Genomic DNA, 17,135 nt, shown 5'->3' with positions numbered 1-17,135 from the left:
AAATTGGCGGCATGAAAACCAACCCGGATACACCTTAGATCAGCCGCTGAGCTGTCCGAAAAACCGGGACCACTTCACCCAATTCAGCCAGGGTATCGAAGGCCAAGTTCGGATTGCCTTTGCGGGTCGGCAGGTGATCGCTCTGGCAACGGGCGGTGCCGATCAGATACCAAAGCGCGAGTGCTTTCCGGTCGAGCGACGGGCAACCCAGAACAATCTGGCGCAGGCGGTCATCTGACATGGCGGCGAAGTGGGTGCGATCTTCGGCCAGATCAGGCAGCCGTTCGAGGCTCATGAGTAGATCATCGGCAGCGCGGGATTTGCGGGCGTCCACCATGCGCCGGATCAGGTAATCCGTGACCAAGACATCCCCGCCCAGATCTCGCCGTATCTTGGCGCTGGCCAGACAGGCGGCTGTAATCCCCACGGTTTCGATATCCGCCATGCCGATGTCTTCGGCGGCGATGACATTGAGACGGCGCAGCAGGTGTTCCCTTTTGGCCTCCAGCAAAAACCGTCCGGCTTGACGCGCCGCATACAGGTCGCCACGGCGGATGGCCTTCTGCAACAACGAGCTGGCGACCCACTGGGTGCTGGTAAACGGGGCGATCCTTGGCCCCGGATCAACTGCGGCAATCTCCTGCGCGGCGATGGTCTGAAATCTGGTGAGTTTGGATGTGTCTATCACGTCGTGCCCTCCTTGGCATTTTCGGAGGGGGGCGAGATCGTCTCACCCACATTAAGCGTATCCAGTGACACCTACAGGGGAAGGGAAATCGGCCAGATGGGCGCAATATATTGAGTGCAATTGATTGCAATCCACTACGAGTACCCCAAACGTCCACATTTTGTCGCTACTGGGACCCCCGCCAAATTCCCACTTTCAGAAAGGCGATTTCGCCCAATCCCCGTTGCCCAAAGCAAGGAAATTGGATTGTCGCGAAAACTGTCCCGGTCGGGTTCAGGGACACTTTTGTTGATCTAAGGAAATAGCCTAGCTTTGATTGTTGGAGCCAGGTTTCAGGTTCGGGTACTTTTCGTGAAATTCGGAACTGTCTTCCGCCATGACAGCTTGCACTTCTTCCCAAGACATCTTCTTCTTTTTCGGTGTGTGCTTCGCCTTCTTTCCAGTCGAAGGCGTTGTCTGCATTGATGAAGGCCCCGGCGCTTCAACCTTCGGACCGACAGTGCCCTTGGATATAAACTCTCCGTTTGCCCACTCGAGATTGTACTCCTGTTGCCAGAGAAAAATCGCCGTTTGGATGAATTTTAGCAGGAAACCTGTTGTCGGCGTATCTGGCACCTTGAATGCAGCGTGGTGCGTCTTCGCGTAGCCAACAAGCGATGGCCAGTTCTCAATCGCGTGCCGGAGAATGTTACCAGCATAGTCTGGCGGACAGGCCTTCACGAAATCTTTGAGCTGCTTGCCTTGAACGGACGTGAGCGGCAGCAGAGTGCTGGGAAAGCTCTTTTCGACTGCCTCCTGCCAAACCTCAGAGATTGGTTCGTGCAGTGGTAGCGGAAGGCCTGCGGCAGTTTTCTTTTCTCCTTCCCCGGGAAAGGGGTTTCCCGAAGGGGGACTTGGTGCGTCTTCCGAAAAGGAAGCGCAAACTGTCGTATCGGTCGTATTGATCGTTCCTTTCGGTTTATGTGTGTAATCGGTTGGCGCACCGATTGGAGCATTCGGGGGTGCAGGCGGAGGTGCGCCCGGTGGTGAATAGGCCGCACCGAGGCGCTTGATGTCGTCCGGCCTTCCCGCGTAGTCGAGCGCTCGGGAAGAGGGTTGCAGATGAGCAAGGACCTTGGAGCCGCCGAAACGGTGGCGCTCGCTCAAGACAAGGCCATCGGCAACGAGAACGCGCAACGCGCGCTTGTACTGGTCGAACGAAAGCCCCGAATGCATACACCAATCCTGTCTTGGGTATACTGCCCATGGCCCAGGTTTTCCCCGCACCTTGATCGTGGACACCCGCCATCTGAAAATAATTGTGTCGAGCAGCTTGGCGGCGTTCGGGTTTGCCAGTCTCCAGCCCTTGAAATCCTTCAAGTCGTTGATCTGATACACGTCGGTATGTGTCATGGATCAGCCCCCGCCTTGCCTGCGAAAGCGTGGAGACCACATTGGTTCGAAACATGGGCACGGCTCTCTCGGGTGTGATCAAACATTGTTCACCCTCGCGTCAATTTCGGCCTCCAACAGGTCGACGTAGTAGGTCGCCATATCATTGAAAACTGCGGCTTCGGCTCTCTTATTTTTGTCCATTAGCGCTCGGCGCATCGTGATTTTGAGCGCCTCGGCGTGATGTCGCGAGTATCTCGACCTGACATTTGCAATCATGGATTTCTTGCTGTCCTGAAGGTCTTGGATTTGGTCTTCGAGCTCCTTCCAGGCCAAATAAAACTGAAAGACGAAATCAGGTGACAACAGGTCACGCTCCCCTTCGCGTGTATGCGCGCCGTGCGCGTGCGCATGTGCGTGAGACTGATTTTCCATGCGCTCACTCCACCCGGCTTTCATCAAGGAAAACAATCACATCGCCGCGACGATAGCGCACGGTGCGGTGCCCCATGTTCATGTATGGAATTTTGGGAGAGGTGCCGTTAGCCCGCGCTTCATGGCGGTCCTTATCGAGAAAGCGGCGGCTGACGCCAAGCAACTTCGCGGCTTCGTCGGTCGTCAGAAGGTCGTCCACAGACGAGACAGATCTATTTAATTTGATGGGCATGACGCGCTCCATGGCAAGGAATAGAAGATTGCTTCGCGTCTGCCCGCTCCACCCGCGACCCTAGGGTCGCCAATGCAGCAGGACGGGCCTCCTTGCCGAACGCAAATTTCCATCTATCACGCCTCAGCTAAGGATTCAATCCCTCTTCTTTCATCAATATAGTCGCTAATTGCCTGAACCGCCCCCAGCATCATTTCAGGGTCAGTCAAAATCTGGTATCCGGCGGTCACGTCATTGGCCGTCGAGTGGTTCATGAGCTGTTTGAGTTTGGTTTGCTGGACATCAAGTCGTGTCGCCACCGTGGAAAAACTGCGGCGCAGGTCATGGAAGCCGATAGGCCAGCCAAGCGCCTCACGAAAGGCCATGAGCGTCTTGCGTGGGTCGCCATAGGGTGCAGCCCCCCAAACATAGGTTTCGCCCCCGGTGCGCTCTTCCTGAGCCTCAAAGAGCCTAACGGCTTGCTGGGCTAATGGCAGGGTTATGGCTTCCCCGTTTTTCGCCCTCTCAGCTATGATGGTCAACGTCTTGGCCTTTAGGTCCACATCGGCCCATTCCAGATAGGCGGCCTCAGTCTTTCGCATTCCGGTGCGCGCAAGCAATTCAACATAAGCTTTGAACTTCTCCCCCGCCTCAGGGTGGCGGTTTGAATTTGTTTCAAGGGTATCCAATGCCTCAAAAAACGCCTTCCAATCGCTCACAAAAGTCTTTCGGCGCTTTGGCTTGGGCATGATCTTTTTGCGCTTCACGATATCGGCGGGGCATTCCGGCAATAGCGGGTTTCCCTCAGCATCGGTCACGTCAGCCCGTGCCCAATTCCAGCAACTCTTGAACGTGCGCACAGCCAGAGCGGCCCCAGCGGGGGTGCGGTCCTTGATTTCATGAAAACGGGTCTGGAATTGCTTGGGTGTGATCCGGCGCAGTTCCATGCTCAGCCAATCGCCAAACTCACGCTGCATCGTAGCCCGGTATGTCGCAGCCGTGCCGTCACGGTGTGGGCGCTCTTCTAGCCACCCGTCCATCGCTTGGCCAAGGGTCATGAGCTTGGCCCGGTCTTGCCTGAGTTGGGCGTTGCGGTTTTTGCCATCGGCCATTTCAGCCAGCGCCTTCATGGCGAGCTTTCGGGCATCATTGAGCGTCAAGGTGTCAGCCCGGCCAAGCGTGACGCGCCGGGTTCGCCCCTTCACGCGGCTTTCAGCGAAATAGGATTTCGATCTCGTGCCAACCCTCACACCAAAGCCTGGCAATGCATCGTCTGTTATCAGGGACTGCCCGGCTCTAGCGAACGGCAGGTCTCTGACAAATTGCGCAGTCAACTTTGGCATCTTACATCCAATTAGTAGGCATTTAGTAGGCAGACATTGAGCGGATACCGACGACTATGGAGTGGAAAGAAAGATCGCGCAAGATAGGTTTATCATTTATTTTCAATGGCATGTAATGATTTGTGTAGGCATGTGGAGCTTTGGGGGAATAATGGCAATGGTAACTGTTAATCAATTGGTCGTAGGTTCGATCCCTACCGCCGGAGCCAAAATCTCTTAACGAGATCAAAGTGTTACAAAGCCGCCCTCCGGGGCGGTTTTTGTTTTCTGCAACATTGACACTGGCGGCACGGCGTTAACGCTTTGGTAACCTCGTTTGGTTAACGATTAGGAAATCGGCTGAGCGAATCTGTTTGAAATCAGTGCCTTGCTCACAGCATAATCAGGAGCAAGCGCACCGATGCTGCACTATGCGTCAGGAACACCAGCAAATGACGACTTTCAGGTGGTTGAGAACCAGTTGGCCCGTCAGCGGTTGTTCTCGGTGCATCCAAATCATTTCCAGCCGTTGTCTCGGTGGGTACTCGAAGAGCGGGTGGCGATGGGCGGCAAGCCGAAGAATACTCTGAAGGAGTTGTTCGAACTCGCGCTGCACTTTCTGTCAAGCCGCTGGAATATCTGGCAAAATGGTCGGATTGAGTGGCAAAAAACGGTGCTTCGAATGGCATTTTCGGAGCCTGTTCGGTACAGCCGTAGTCAGGGTGTTCGAACCGCGATTTTTTCTTTCCCTTTCAAGGTGTTGGAGGGATTTTCAACAGTCGAAAGTGAAATGGCGCACCTGAGAGGATTCGAACCTCTGGCCTCTGCCTTCGGAGGGCAGCGCTCTATCCAGCTGAGCTACAGGTGCCTGACGCGCGGTATAATCCGCACCGACCGGGGCCGCAATGTCAAAATTGCGGCTCAGGCAAACAGTTCATGCGCCAGTTCCAGCGCGTCCACCAGCGTATCCACCTCGTCGGTTGTGTTATACAGGCCAAAGGACGCCCGACAGGTTGCCGTGACGCCAAGATGGTCCATCAACGGCCCGGCACAGTGATGCCCGGCGCGCACCGCCACGCCTTTCTTGTCCAGAATTGTCGAGATGTCATGCGCATGGGCCGCCCCGTCCAGCGTAAAGCTGAAGATCGCGGCCTTGTCCGGCGTGGTTCCCTGGATCTGCAACCAGTTCAGCCCGCCCAGACGTTGCATGGCATAATCGCGCAATCCCGCTTCGTGGCGGGCCACGTTGTCCATACCCAGATCCATCAGATAATCCAGAGCCACACCCAGCCCGATGGTCTGAACGATGCCCGGCGTGCCGGCCTCGAATTTCATGGGCGGATCGTTATAGATCACGGCCTCCTTGGAGACCTCCTTGATCATATCGCCCCCCCCCAGAAACGGGCGCATTTCCGCCATGCGCTCTGGCTTGCAGTAAATCGCGCCCGACCCGGACGGGCCATACAGCTTGTGCCCGGTAATCGCGTAGAAGTCACAGTCGATGTCCTGCACATCCACGGGCAAGTGCACCGCCCCCTGCGACCCATCCACCAACACCGGCACGCCCCTGGCATGGGCGCCTGCACAGATCGTCTTTACGTCCACCACCGTGCCCAACACATTGGAGCAATGTGTCACCGCCACGAGCTTGGTTTTGGGCCCGATCGCGTCGATCACGGCTTGCGGGTCCAACGCGCCGGTGGCGTCCACATCCACCCATTTCAACACCACGCCCTGCCGTTCACGCAGAAAATGCCAGGGCACGATATTGGCGTGATGTTCCATGACCGACAGAACGATCTCGTCCCCGGCCTGCATCCGCGGCATGGCCCAGCCATAGGCCACCATGTTGATGCCCTCGGTCGTGCCGGAATTCAGCACGATCTCGTCCTCATGGGCGGCATTCACAAAGCGCGCGATCTTGCCGCGCACCGCCTCGTATTCATCCGTCGCCAGATTGGAGAGATAGTGCAAGCCCCGGTGAACATTTGAATACTCCCGGCTATAGGCCCGCGTGACCGCATCGATCACGACCTGCGGTTTTTGCGCCGAGGCGCCATTGTCCAGATAGGTCAGCGGCTTGCCGTTCACTTCCCGGCTCAGGATCGGGAAATCGGACCGGATCTTGGTGACATCATACATTTTCAGGACATCCCCATTGCGGTCACACCAATGACCGAAAGAAAGATCGACAGGCCCACGGTCAGCCCCATCAGCGTAAAGATCAGCATCATCACGGCCTTGCCAATCGTATCGAAACGATGCGCCACCATCAGGAAATTGATCACCACCCAGGCGCCGTAAAGGCCGGTAGCCATTACAAAAATCTGGGCCAGCCCCGGCAGGAAAAGCATCAGCACCAGAGACACCAGCTGTACCGCCAGCCGCATGTATTGCAGCCAGCCCATCATCAGCAGAATATCCTCAAACGCCGCCTGCCCCCCCATGGCGCGCCCGACCCAGTAAAAGGCAAACACGAAAATCACCACCACCCCGCCCAGCACAAAAGTGACAAGAACCGGCGACGTAAACAATGCCATCGTGAATTCCGCCGGCACAGGAAACAGCGTGGTCGACAGGAAGTAGGCCAGGGTGTTTAGGATTACCGCAAGACCAAGGATCATCCAGCAGATGCTCCTGTCCATTCCTTGTCCCACAAGCAACCTGGCCGCCTCTGCCGGGTTGCGGATCGTCAATACGAAGAGTTCGCGAAAAAAGACAATCATGCCCTGGCCTCCCTGCCCGCCTGCACCAAACCGGCACTCCAGAACCATAAAAACACCGCCACCCAGATCAACCCGACCGCGCCAAGCGCGGGGCCCGGCCCGACAAACCCTGCAACAAGTCCGTGCAACAGGATCAGCGGCGACGCCGCGAACAGCGCCCAGAACAAAGCCACCCGCGCACCATAAGCGCTGATCCGGCGGCCCAGCACACGCAACAGCAGATAGGACACCATTGCCAGCGCATAGAAAAACAGCGGCGCCACGAACAGCCAACCAAGCAACGCGCCACCCATCAGCGGATTAAGCTCCTGTCCGGTGAAATACGCCTCGCGCGCAAGGCGGGGCCATTGCGCCACGAAAACGATCACGCAGCCCGCCATAAGAATGGCCAGCGCCCGGTCTTCGCGCACTCCGGCGGCAAGGAGCCGCGACACCACCGCGCGTGGCCCCCGATAGGTGGCCAGCATGTCCCCTGTCACCGACATCAGATCTGACGCCGGCGTTCCAGCCACTCGGTCATTCTCCCGACAATGTCGTTGCGCAGGTCTTCGCGCTCAATCTCTTCCACGGCCTCCGCCAGAAACGCCAGGGTCAGAAGATCCGTCGCGATCTCCCTGGGCACGCCGCGCGCGCGCAGATAGAACAGCGCATCCTCGTCAATCGCCCCCGAAGTCGAGCCATGCGAACAGGCCACGTCATCGGCATAAATCTCCAGCTCCGGCTTGGCGAGGAACTGGCTGTCCTCATCCAGCAACAGCGACTGGCTGATCTGGTATCCGTCGGTCTTCTGCGCCCCTGATTTGACCAGAATCTTGCCCTGGAACACGCCGGTAGCACCATTGCGCAGGACTTTCTTGAAAACCTGCCGGCTTTCGCAATTCACCGCGTCATGGGTGATGAAGACCGTGTCGTCATGGTGGAAATCACCATCGCCCGCACAGGCCCCGGCCACATGCGCCACCGCGTCATCTCCGGCCAGCGTGATAACGGTTTCGTTGCGCGTCAACACACCATTCACAGTCAGCGTAAAGCTCTTGAACACAGATTCGCGCCCAAGCCTGGCAAACATATGCGTCACCGCGCGGCGCTCGTGATCGCGTCCCTGCGCGCGCACATGGTGCAATACACCGCCATCGGCAATGTCGATTTCCATGCACTTGTTGAACCGCGCCGCTGCCGGGCCATTCTCCAGAATGGTCGCTTCGGCCCCGCTTTCCACCCGCACCACATGATGCAGGAAAACATCCGAGCCTTCATCCTCGTGCGTGTAGACAAGGCTGATCGGTCTGGACGGCTTTCCCGTCACCCGGATCGTCACACCGTCCCCAGCAAAAGCCGTGTTCAGCGCCGCCAACGGGCGATCCACCGGCACCTGCCCGGCCGCCTCCAGCGTGCCATACAGGTCTTCGGCCCAGTGATCATCCTGACAACAGACATCTTCCAGCCGGTCGATCTGAACTCCTTCCAACGCAAGATCATCGGAACGCTCGGGGCTGAAAACCCCGTCGACGAACACGATCCTGAGCCGGTCAAACCCGGCAAACATCGGTTCTTCACCCGCATCGAATACCGCCGCGCGCGGCGCGTCGGTCCGGGTCAGGGTGTCAGGACGGGTAAATTTCCAGTACTCGTCGCGACGTTGCGGCAGCCCCATGGCGCGCACCCGTTCCAGCGCCGCGCCCCGCGCGGCCTTGGTACAGCCCACATCGGGCATGACCATTGCCGCCAGCCGCGCCTCGGTGTCGCTTGCTTTTCGATCGTCCAGCGCCATTACGCCACCTCGGCCAGGATATCGGCATAGCCGTTCTGTTCCACTTCCAGCGCCAGTTCCGGCCCGCCGGATTTGACGATCCGCCCGTCGGCCATGATATGCACCACATCCGGTTTGATATGGTCCAGCAAGCGCTGATAGTGGGTGATCACAAGAAATCCGCGGCCCGCATCACGCAATGCGTTCACGCCCTCGGACACAAGCTTCATGGCGTCCACGTCCAACCCCGAGTCGGTCTCGTCCAGGATGCACATCTTGGGTTCCAGCATCGCCATTTGCAGGATTTCGTTGCGCTTTTTCTCACCGCCCGAGAACCCCACATTGACGGGACGTTTCAGCATGTCCGCATCGATCTTCAGCGTCTTGGCCTTGGCCCGGATCACCTTCAGGAACTCGGCCGCCGACATGTCTTCCAGCCCTTTCGCCTTGCGCTGGGCGTTCACGGCGGTGCGCAGGAAGGTCATGTTGCCGACGCCGGGAATTTCCACCGGATACTGGAATGCCAGAAACAACCCCAGCGCGGCGCGTTCTTCCGGCTCCAGTTCCAGAAGGTCCGCACCCTCCAAAGTGGCGCTTCCACCGGTCACTTCATACCCGTCACGACCCGACAGCACATAGGACAGCGTCGATTTACCCGATCCGTTCGGCCCCATGATCGCGTGCACTTTGCCCGCCTCGACCGTCAGATCCACACCCTTGAGGATCTGCTTGTCTTCTTCTTCAAGTTTGACCCTCAGGCCCCTGATTTCCAACATATTATCTTCCTTCGACATTTCCCGGACGGTTCGCGCGCCGCCCTGTTATTCCACGGAGACGGCGGTGCCGCTGGCCGAAACCATCAACATCGAGTCGCCCACGACTTCGTAATCCAGATCCACGCCCACCACGGCATTGGCGCCCTTGCCTGCCGCCCGCGCTTCCAGTTCCGCCAGCGCGACTTCGCGCGCATCCTGCAATTTGCTTTCATAGGCGCCCGAGCGCCCGCCAACCACATCGGTGATCGAGGCAAAGAAATCGCGCACCAGATTGGCGCCCATGATTGCCTCACCCACGACAATGCCGTGGTATTCGGTGATCCGGCGCCCCTCGATGCCGGGTGTTGTCGTCACGATCATGCTCAGAACCCTCCGACATAGGTGATCAGCATCATCACGCCCAGCGCGACCGTTCCGAAGACCGCCGAGGTGACAAAGATGGATCCATTGATCAGCCCGTTACTGTTGCCGGTCCGGTGGCGCCGCACCAGCAGGCCAATGGCCGTTCCAATGGCCACGCCCGCCCCCGCGCCCGCGGATTTCTGCATGAGGATTTGCAGGGTTTCCATCAGCGCCGCCGTTGCATGAGTTTCAGAAGGATCCGGCCGGCGATCCAGCCGCCCACGATGCCCCCGCCAATCCCCAACACGGGATTGATGAATTCCGACTTGTTCATGTTCACCCAGATCACCCCGGCCAGCCCGCCAAGCGCCGGCATGACAATGGGGATCGCGGCCTCGATGCGTCGTGTGAAATCAGCCAACGGACCCCTCCAGCGAAATCGCCACAAGCTGTTGCGCTTCCATGGCAAATTCCATCGGCAGCGCCTGAAGCACCTCCTTGGCAAACCCGTTGACGATCAGCGCCACGGCCTCTTCCTCGTCCATGCCGCGCTGGCGGCAATAGAACATCTGGTCATCATCCACCTTGGACGTCGTGGCCTCGTGCTCCACTCTCGACGAGTTGTTCCTGACTTCGATATAGGGCACCGTATGCGCGCCGCATTTGTCGCCGATCAACAAGCTGTCGCACTGTGTATAGTTGCGGGAATTCTTCGCCCTTGGGTGCATCGACACAAGGCCCCGGTACGTGTTTTGCGCCACGCCCGCGCTGATCCCCTTGGAGACAATGCGCGACTTGGTGTTCTTGCCCAGATGGATCATCTTGGTGCCGGTGTCGGCCTGTTGGTGGTGGTTGGTGATGGCGATCGAATAAAACTCGCCCTGGCTGTCATCGCCGCGCAGGATGCAGGACGGGTATTTCCAGGTCACGGCAGAGCCGGTCTCCACCTGTGTCCACATCACCTTGGCACGGTCGCCGCGGCAATCGGCGCGCTTGGTCACAAAGTTATAGATGCCGCCCTTGCCGTTTTCATCGCCCGGGTACCAGTTCTGCACCGTGGAGTATTTCACCTCGGCGTCTTCCTCGACAATGATCTCCACCACGGCGGCGTGCAACTGGCTGGTGTCGCGTTGCGGCGCGGTGCAGCCTTCCAGATAGCTGACATAGCTGCCCTTGTCGGCAATGATCAGCGTGCGCTCGAACTGGCCGGTGTTTTCGGCATTGATGCGGAAATAGGTCGACAATTCCATCGGGCAACGTACCCCCGGCGGGATATAGACAAACGAGCCATCCGAGAACACGGCCGAATTGAGCGTCGCATAAAAATTGTCCGACACCGGCACCACCGATCCCAGGTATTTGCGGACCAGTTCAGGATGCTCGCGGATCGCCTCGGAAATCGAACAGAAGATAACCCCCGCCGCTTTCAGTTCTTTCTGGAACGTCGTGCCGACCGACACGGAATCGAACACCGCGTCCACAGCCACCTTGCGCCCCTCGGCGGGCGCGGCCTCGGCCCCTTCAACCCCGGCCAGGATCATCTGCTCTTTCAGCGGGATACCCAGCTTTTCATAGGTGGCCAACAGCTTGGGGTCGACTTCGTCCAGCGACTTGGGCTTGATTTCCATGCTCTTGGGGCGGGCATAGTAATATTGATCCTGAAAATCGATTTCGGGATAATCCACCATCGCCCAATCCGGCTCTTCCTTGGTCAGCCAGCGGCGATAAGCGTCCAGCCGCCATTCTGTCATCCACTCCGGCTCTTCGTTCTTGTGCGAAATCAGGCGCACGATGTCCTCGGTCAGCCCTTTTGGGGCATAGTCCATCTCGATCTCGGTTTCCCAGCCGTACTTGTACTTGCCGCCAACTTCGCGCACGGCATCGACGGTTTCCTGATCGACACCTTCCTTGACATCCGTCTGGTCCAGAGTGGCCATGATCTCTCCTGTTCAACTCACGCCGCGCGGGCGCGGAATTTCCTGTAATGTGCCAGCCAGCTTTCGGCAAAGCGCATCACCTCTTCCTGTTTCGTTTCCAGCCCCAGCGAGACCCGGATGGCCCCTGCCGCAGTGGCGTCTTCAAATCCCATCGCGGTCAGCACCCGGCTGGCGCGCACCTTGCCCGACGAACAGGCCGACCCGGCACTGATCGCGAAACCGGCCAGATCCATCTGCATCACCTGCGTTTCACCCTTCCAGCCGGGCGTGGCGATACAGGATGTATTTGGCAGGCGTCCGGAACCTTTCCCGACAAAAATGGTATCTTTTGCCTCGACGGCAAGGGTCTCTTCCAGCAAATCGCGTAAAGACGCAACCCGATCCCACGCCCCATCCGCCAAATCTTTTGCCGCAGCCGTGGCCGCAGCGGCAAATCCGGCGGCTCCGATCACGTTTTCCGTGCCCGCGCGCCGGCCCATTTCCTGGCCACCCCCGCGCAACTGGGCGGCCACATCCGTGCCGCGCCTGACCACCAATGCGCCAATCCCTTTTGGCCCGCCCAGCTTGTGCGCCGAAATCAGTGCCATACCGGCACCGGACCAGTTGAACGCCAGCGCCAGTTTGCCAAAGCCCTGCGTCATATCGGAAACCGCCAGACCCGCAGGCAAGTCCTGCACCACGCCGGTTTCCGAATTGGCCAGTTGCAACGCGCATCGCGCGGGGTCGCCCACGATCACCCGCCCCTGAGCGTCCACCGGCAAATCCGATGCGACCCAGGCCGCAACCGCATCATGTTCGATATCCCCGGCGTGCAGTTCCCGTCCGCGCAGGGCCAGTGCCGCCGCTTCCGTGGCACCCGAGGTGAATATCACATCCGCCCCGTCCGCTCCAAGCGCGCTGGCAATCTGGCCACGCGCCTTTTCCACAATCGCCTTGGCGCGGCGTCCCTCACCATGCACGCTGGATGGATTGCCCACGACATCCATCGCCGCAATCATCGCCTCGCGCGCTTCGGCGCGCAGGGGCGCTGTGGCGTTATGGTCCAGATACACGCGCATCAGCCGTCGTCATCCACCACAGAAAACAGGGTCGGCACCGCAGGGCACGGCGCCAGGTCATTGCGCACGACATCCGACAGGCGCGTCTGGTGCAGGAACACATAGACATGGGCCGACAGCCCCTCCCACAAGCGGTTGGCCATGGATTGCGCCCGCGATCCGCTCAGCGCCCCCGTTGCCCCGGCGCCCGTATGCAGGGCAGACACCGTTTCATCCACGGCCCCCAGAATGTCCACCACCCGAATTTCCGCCGGCGGCAGCGCCAGGCGATACCCGCCACCCGGGCCGCGCACCGAGTCCACCAGCCCGGCCCGGCGCAGCTTGACAAACAACTGTTCCAGATACGGCAGTGAAATGTCCTGACGCCGGGAAATCTCGGACAGGCTGACCAGACCATCCGCCGGTTGCATGGCAATATCGGCCAGCGCGACAACTGCGTAACGGCCTTTCGTAGACAGTTTCATCGCGCATCCCTTGCGAATAGATTGACGAAAGCGCCCTGTGCGCTTAAGTCCCTTGAAACCCTGCCGGTTGCGATACCGATCAGTGATTAGAACAGTTCTAAGGTGTCCTAGCAAATTCGTCAAGAATTGCCGTGCACCTTTCACAGGAGAGAAGCGACACACCATGCCCGAGGTGATTTTTCCCGGACCCGAAGGCCGCCTGGAAGGCCGCTACCACCCCCAGAAAGAAAAAGACGCCCCCATTGCCATCGTGCTGCATCCGCACCCGCAATTCGGCGGGACGATGAACAACAAGGTTGTCTATAATCTGCATTATGCCTTCTACAATATGGGCTTCACGGTCTTGCGGTTCAATTTCCGCGGCGTGGGGCGCAGCCAGGGCGAATATGATCAGGGCGTGGGTGAATTGTCCGATGCCGCCTCGGCGCTGGATTACCTTCAATCGATGAACAACAACTCCAAGCATTGCTGGGTTGCCGGTTTCTCGTTCGGGGCCTGGATCGGCATGCAGCTTTTGATGCGCCGCCCCGAGATTACCGGGTTCATCTCCGTCGCGCCGCCGGCAAACATGTATGATTTCTCGTTCCTTGCGCCCTGCCCCAGTTCGGGCCTGGTGATCAACGGCACCAGCGACAGGGTGGCACCGCCGCCAGACACGCATACGCTGGTCAACAAGCTGCACGAACAGAAGGGTATCACCATCACCCATACCGAAATCGACGGTGCGGGGCATTTCTTTGAAAACGACAACTACATGGACCAGATGGTGGGCAACGTGACCGATTACGTCAAACGCCGACTCACCGAAACCACCCGCTGATGGGGACGATCGAAACACTCGCGGCCAAGCTGGCCGAGGACACGCTGAAGGCACAGCGGATTACTGGCGACGATCGCCTGTTTGTCGAGGTCGGAAACGTTCTCGCCGCCGCCTCGCAATCGCTGGAAGAGGCGTTTCTGACAGAGGTGCGTGTGCGGCTGGCCGAGGAAAAGGCCCGGTCGTTTCTGGTGGCGCGGGTCAAGGAAGCGCGAAAGAACGCCGGGCCGGACGAATGACGACGGCCCGCATCAATTCCCAGATCGCCTTTCTGAAAGAGACCGATCATCTCAAATCGGTGTTGCGGGCCTCACGGCTGATTGACGACAGCCGGTTCGAGAATTCCGCCGAACATTCCTGGCACGTGATGCTGTATGCGCTGGTCTTGGCGGAACATGCCGAAACACCGGTAAACATCAACCGCGTGCTCAAGATGCTGCTGCTGCACGACATTGTCGAGATCGACGCGGGCGACGCGCCCATTCACGCACAGGTCGACCGCGCCGCCGTCGAGACCGCCGAGAAGGCGGCCGCGGATCGGATTTTCGGCATATTGCCTGAAGATTTACGGAATGAATTCCGTACCTTATGGTTTGAATTTGAAGCGGCAGAAACTCCCGAATCGCGATTTGCCAAGGCAATCGACCGTCTGCCCACGCCAATCACCAATATGGAAATCGGAGGCGGGTCGTGGACCGACTACGATGTCACGCTCGACCAGCTTGACACCCGCGTCGGCACGCCGATCCATCGCGGCGCCCCGGCCTTGTGGGCATGGCTGCGCCCGAAACTGGCGCGCTGGTTTGCCCGCTGACCCTCAGAAACACTGGGCCCAGCCATACCCCCAGCGCCAGGGCAACCCAGAACAGGGCGCACCGCCCAGCCGCACCGCGCTGAACATCGCCTGCCCGAACTGTTCATAGGCCCGCTCGACCTGAGCCGCGCTCATGCCATACCGCAGCTGCAATTCCGCGCTCCGGGTCACGCCGGTTTCCACGACACAGGCCCGCAACGCCCGATCCGCCGCAAGCCGCGCCTGATAGCTGGCCATCGGCGCCGGGTCCGGGCCGCCCAGATGATAGGCCCGGTCATGGGTCACACAACAGGCTTCCCAGGGGGGCGCTTGCTCATGCGCCGCGCCAAATTCCGGGAACCACCGCGCAACCTGTTGCCAAACCGCCGACATGCCCCCGGAACAGCCATCCGTGGTAAACGGGGCCAGCGTCGCGCCCTCGGTTGCGCGGGTGTCCTGCAACCGCTCATGGCGCCAAAGCTCCAGCCGCGCCGTCGGCCCCGACATCTCCCCGGCCGCCCCGGTGGCCGCCACAAGCAATGTCGCCAGCACTGCTGCCCTAGGGAGACTCGTCACGATACTCTCCGCTGCGCATGTCCAGCCCCAGCGACCCCGCCAACCCAAGCACCATCCGCTCCAATGTGTTCAGCTCATGCCGTTCCGCCAGAACTTGCCCTGCCAGTTCCGGTTCGTCGGTGATCAGCCCGTCCACACCCATCGACACCATCTGCGACATCGACAGCGCGTCATTGATCGTCCAGACATACAGGTCCTTGCCCGCCGCCCGTGTCTCGCGCACCATCCGGTGCGACACGGCCGCGCTGTTCACGGCCAGAAAATCCACATCCAGCTCCCACATCCGCCCCAGCGAGGCCGTGGCCAGAAGCCCGATCTCCCAATCGGGCCGCAGGGCGCGCATCTTCCGCACCGCATCGTATTTCAGCGACATGATCTTGACCTGCTCCACCATGTCCAGATCCTCGACAATCTCCACCACGCGCTCTTCCAGCCTTTCGTCGTGGCCGTAGTATTTCAATTCGATCACAACCCCGGCCCTGCCCCTGGCCAATTCCAGCGCATCGCGCAGCAACGGTGTGCGCTGGTCCGAAAATGCCGGATCGAACCAGCCGCCAATGTCGATCCCGGCCAGGTCCGCTTGTGTCGCGTCCCAGATCTTCAGATTGACGCCGGCGATTTTCATGAAATCGCTGTCATGCACCACGACAACGTCGCCGTCGCCGGATTCCTGCACATCCAGCTCCACCCAATCCGCCCCAACCTCAATGGCCCTGGCAAAGGCGGCCATGGTGTTCTCCGGCGCCGCCCCCGCCGCCCCGCGATGGGCGATGACCTGTACGCGCGGGCTGGTCTCGAACCGGGCCAGACCGACAAGTCCGATCCCGCCCAGAACCGCCGCCCCCAGCGCCGCGCCAGCAACAAGCGCCAGCCCCCAGCGCGGCATATCGCGCGCCGATTCTGTCAGGCGCGCATCAGGCCACCCCGCGCGCGCCATGATCAGCGCGGCCAGCGCCCCGGTCGAAAGACCCGTCACCACGAAATTCGCCAATGCGCCCAGCCCGGCGAACAGCCCCAGCATTGCCACAAGCACCGACAGCCGCCCGTCAAACCCCGAAACCGTGGCATCCGCCACCGCGCCGATCACCGCCAGCGGAACCGCGCCGATCACGGTTGCCCCGATCAACCAGCCCGCAATGCGCAGTGCAAAGCCAATCTCGCTGCCCTTCATTTCAAGGGCGCTTTGCGAAAACGCCGCACGCGGGGAAACACCCTCGAACAGGACCAGCGGCAATACCAGCGTCCAACGCACCAGGGCCCGTCCCAATACCAGAACCAAAAGCGCCAGCACGCCACCGATCAACACAACAGCACGCAGGAATTCTGGTGGCCTTTGGGACAGGTAATAATTGATGTCGAACGCGGTAAGCTGTGTAACATAGATCGCTCCCGCAACCGCCAGGAACGGCAGGCTCAGCGCCAGGATGCGCAAGGTCAGCCAAACGCCCAGCTTGATGATTGCCACGGCGCGCGGCAGTACCAGCGCCACCGCATCAGACAGGTTCGGCTGGCCATTGCTGCGGGCCCGCACCCCAACCGCCATCATCAGGGCCAGATCCAGAACGAAGAGAAACAGCGCCAGACCGGCAAGGAGAAGAAAGCAGATGAACCCGACAGGTGACAACAGGAAATAGGCAATGTCGAAATCCGCAAGCGCCGGCTGCCCCGCGAAAGACAGGGCCAGCCGCACCGCCAGCGCCATCAGCGGAACCAACAGCAAACCCAGCGCCAGGTTGAATCCAAGGTGGACCGCCCAAATCGGCCACCGAAGCCGCCACGCCGTGCCAAAACCTGCCACGATGTCCTGAAATATCATAAATGAATCCTCTCAACTTCTGACAACCTAGATGCATTTGCGCACCCGGTCGA

At 59.7% G+C, this 17,135-nt stretch carries 21 protein-coding genes and 1 tRNA gene; 3 read left to right on the top strand and 19 right to left on the bottom strand.

Features of this window, described 5'->3' with window-relative positions; all coding sequences use genetic code 11:
* Window positions 1-34: 34 nt before the first annotated feature.
* The 17 genes from I3253_RS12775 to iscR form a co-directional block, all read right to left on the bottom strand.
* Entirely contained in the window at window positions 35-688 is a 654-nt protein-coding gene (locus I3253_RS12775) for a hypothetical protein (RefSeq protein WP_232237030.1), read from the bottom strand.
* Between the two features lie 306 nt (window positions 689-994).
* Entirely contained in the window at window positions 995-2,080 is a 1,086-nt protein-coding gene (locus tag I3253_RS12770; RefSeq protein ID WP_197918066.1) for a hypothetical protein, read from the bottom strand.
* A 78-nt stretch (window positions 2,081-2,158) separates the two neighbouring features.
* Window positions 2,159-2,494 (bottom strand): hypothetical protein, encoded by a 336-nt coding sequence (locus I3253_RS12765; RefSeq protein WP_197918063.1) that lies wholly within the window; start codon window positions 2,492-2,494, stop codon window positions 2,159-2,161.
* Between the two features lie 4 nt (window positions 2,495-2,498).
* Window positions 2,499-2,726 carry a helix-turn-helix domain-containing protein gene (locus I3253_RS12760; RefSeq protein WP_197918061.1) on the bottom strand — a complete coding sequence of 76 codons (228 nt, stop codon included), beginning with the start codon at window positions 2,724-2,726 and terminating at the stop codon, window positions 2,499-2,501.
* 116 nt (window positions 2,727-2,842) lie between these two features.
* Entirely contained in the window at window positions 2,843-4,048 is a 1,206-nt protein-coding gene (locus tag I3253_RS12755; protein WP_197918059.1) for a tyrosine-type recombinase/integrase, read from the bottom strand.
* A gap of 770 nt (window positions 4,049-4,818) precedes the next feature.
* Window positions 4,819-4,895: transfer RNA gene (locus I3253_RS12750), tRNA-Arg, on the bottom strand.
* Window positions 4,896-4,948: 53 nt separating this feature from the next.
* Window positions 4,949-6,169 (bottom strand): cysteine desulfurase, encoded by a 1,221-nt coding sequence (locus tag I3253_RS12745; RefSeq protein ID WP_197918056.1) that lies wholly within the window; start codon window positions 6,167-6,169, stop codon window positions 4,949-4,951.
* A gap of 2 nt (window positions 6,170-6,171) precedes the next feature.
* On the bottom strand, window positions 6,172-6,753 hold the full coding sequence (locus tag I3253_RS12740; RefSeq protein ID WP_197918054.1) for a Yip1 family protein: 582 nt from the start codon (window positions 6,751-6,753) through the stop codon (window positions 6,172-6,174).
* Window positions 6,750-7,238 carry a YIP1 family protein gene (locus I3253_RS12735; RefSeq protein ID WP_197918108.1) on the bottom strand — a complete coding sequence of 163 codons (489 nt, stop codon included), beginning with the start codon at window positions 7,236-7,238 and terminating at the stop codon, window positions 6,750-6,752. The genes I3253_RS12740 and I3253_RS12735 overlap by 4 nt, the downstream gene beginning before the upstream one ends.
* On the bottom strand, window positions 7,238-8,524 hold the full coding sequence (locus I3253_RS12730) for a SufB/SufD family protein (protein WP_197918052.1): 1,287 nt from the start codon (window positions 8,522-8,524) through the stop codon (window positions 7,238-7,240). Before I3253_RS12730 ends, I3253_RS12735 begins: the two co-directional genes overlap by 1 nt.
* A complete protein-coding gene (gene sufC, locus I3253_RS12725) occupies window positions 8,524-9,279 on the bottom strand; it encodes a Fe-S cluster assembly ATPase SufC (RefSeq protein ID WP_197918050.1) in 756 nt (251 codons plus the stop codon). The genes I3253_RS12730 and sufC overlap by 1 nt, the downstream gene beginning before the upstream one ends.
* Before the next feature lie 45 nt (window positions 9,280-9,324).
* Window positions 9,325-9,639, bottom strand: coding sequence for a heavy metal-binding domain-containing protein (locus I3253_RS12720; RefSeq protein ID WP_197918048.1), 315 nt, complete (start codon window positions 9,637-9,639; stop codon window positions 9,325-9,327).
* A 2-nt stretch (window positions 9,640-9,641) separates the two neighbouring features.
* Window positions 9,642-9,848 (bottom strand): hypothetical protein, encoded by a 207-nt coding sequence (locus tag I3253_RS12715; RefSeq protein WP_197918047.1) that lies wholly within the window; start codon window positions 9,846-9,848, stop codon window positions 9,642-9,644.
* A complete protein-coding gene (locus tag I3253_RS12710) occupies window positions 9,848-10,042 on the bottom strand; it encodes a hypothetical protein (protein ID WP_197918112.1) in 195 nt (64 codons plus the stop codon). Before I3253_RS12710 ends, I3253_RS12715 begins: the two co-directional genes overlap by 1 nt.
* Window positions 10,035-11,558, bottom strand: coding sequence for a Fe-S cluster assembly protein SufB (sufB, locus tag I3253_RS12705; protein WP_197918046.1), 1,524 nt, complete (start codon window positions 11,556-11,558; stop codon window positions 10,035-10,037). Before sufB ends, I3253_RS12710 begins: the two co-directional genes overlap by 8 nt.
* A 17-nt stretch (window positions 11,559-11,575) precedes the next feature.
* Window positions 11,576-12,619 carry a cysteine desulfurase family protein gene (locus tag I3253_RS12700; protein WP_197918106.1) on the bottom strand — a complete coding sequence of 348 codons (1,044 nt, stop codon included), beginning with the start codon at window positions 12,617-12,619 and terminating at the stop codon, window positions 11,576-11,578.
* Window positions 12,616-13,080 (bottom strand): Fe-S cluster assembly transcriptional regulator IscR, encoded by a 465-nt coding sequence (gene iscR, locus I3253_RS12695; RefSeq protein WP_197918045.1) that lies wholly within the window; start codon window positions 13,078-13,080, stop codon window positions 12,616-12,618. Before iscR ends, I3253_RS12700 begins: the two co-directional genes overlap by 4 nt.
* 163 nt (window positions 13,081-13,243) lie before the next feature.
* On the opposite strand from iscR, the gene I3253_RS12690 reads away from it, so the two are divergent.
* Genes I3253_RS12690 through I3253_RS12680 form a run of 3 tightly spaced genes read left to right on the top strand, consistent with a single transcriptional unit; the run spans window position 13,244 to window position 14,711 of the window.
* Complete coding sequence (locus tag I3253_RS12690; protein ID WP_197918044.1) at window positions 13,244-13,900, top strand: alpha/beta hydrolase; 657 nt, start codon at window positions 13,244-13,246, stop codon at window positions 13,898-13,900.
* Window positions 13,900-14,136 carry a hypothetical protein gene (locus tag I3253_RS12685; RefSeq protein WP_197918043.1) on the top strand — a complete coding sequence of 79 codons (237 nt, stop codon included), beginning with the start codon at window positions 13,900-13,902 and terminating at the stop codon, window positions 14,134-14,136. Before I3253_RS12690 ends, I3253_RS12685 begins: the two co-directional genes overlap by 1 nt.
* Complete coding sequence (locus I3253_RS12680) at window positions 14,133-14,711, top strand: HD domain-containing protein (protein WP_197918042.1); 579 nt, start codon at window positions 14,133-14,135, stop codon at window positions 14,709-14,711. Before I3253_RS12685 ends, I3253_RS12680 begins: the two co-directional genes overlap by 4 nt.
* Before the next feature lie 3 nt (window positions 14,712-14,714).
* Here I3253_RS12680 and I3253_RS12675 read toward each other — a convergent pair whose 3' ends face one another.
* Window positions 14,715-15,266: a hypothetical protein gene (locus I3253_RS12675; protein WP_232237029.1), complete on the bottom strand. Its 552-nt coding sequence runs from the start codon at window positions 15,264-15,266 to the stop codon at window positions 14,715-14,717.
* Complete coding sequence (locus I3253_RS12670; protein ID WP_197918041.1) at window positions 15,250-17,082, bottom strand: glycerophosphodiester phosphodiesterase family protein; 1,833 nt, start codon at window positions 17,080-17,082, stop codon at window positions 15,250-15,252. Before I3253_RS12670 ends, I3253_RS12675 begins: the two co-directional genes overlap by 17 nt.
* Window positions 17,083-17,135 lie beyond the last annotated feature (53 nt).

The organism is Thiosulfatihalobacter marinus (assembly GCF_016019955.1).
Taxonomy (GTDB): Bacteria; Pseudomonadota; Alphaproteobacteria; order Rhodobacterales; family Rhodobacteraceae; genus Shimia; species Shimia marinus_A.
The sequence above is the reverse complement of the archived record's forward strand: the minus strand, read 5'-3'. Positions and strand labels throughout refer to the sequence as shown.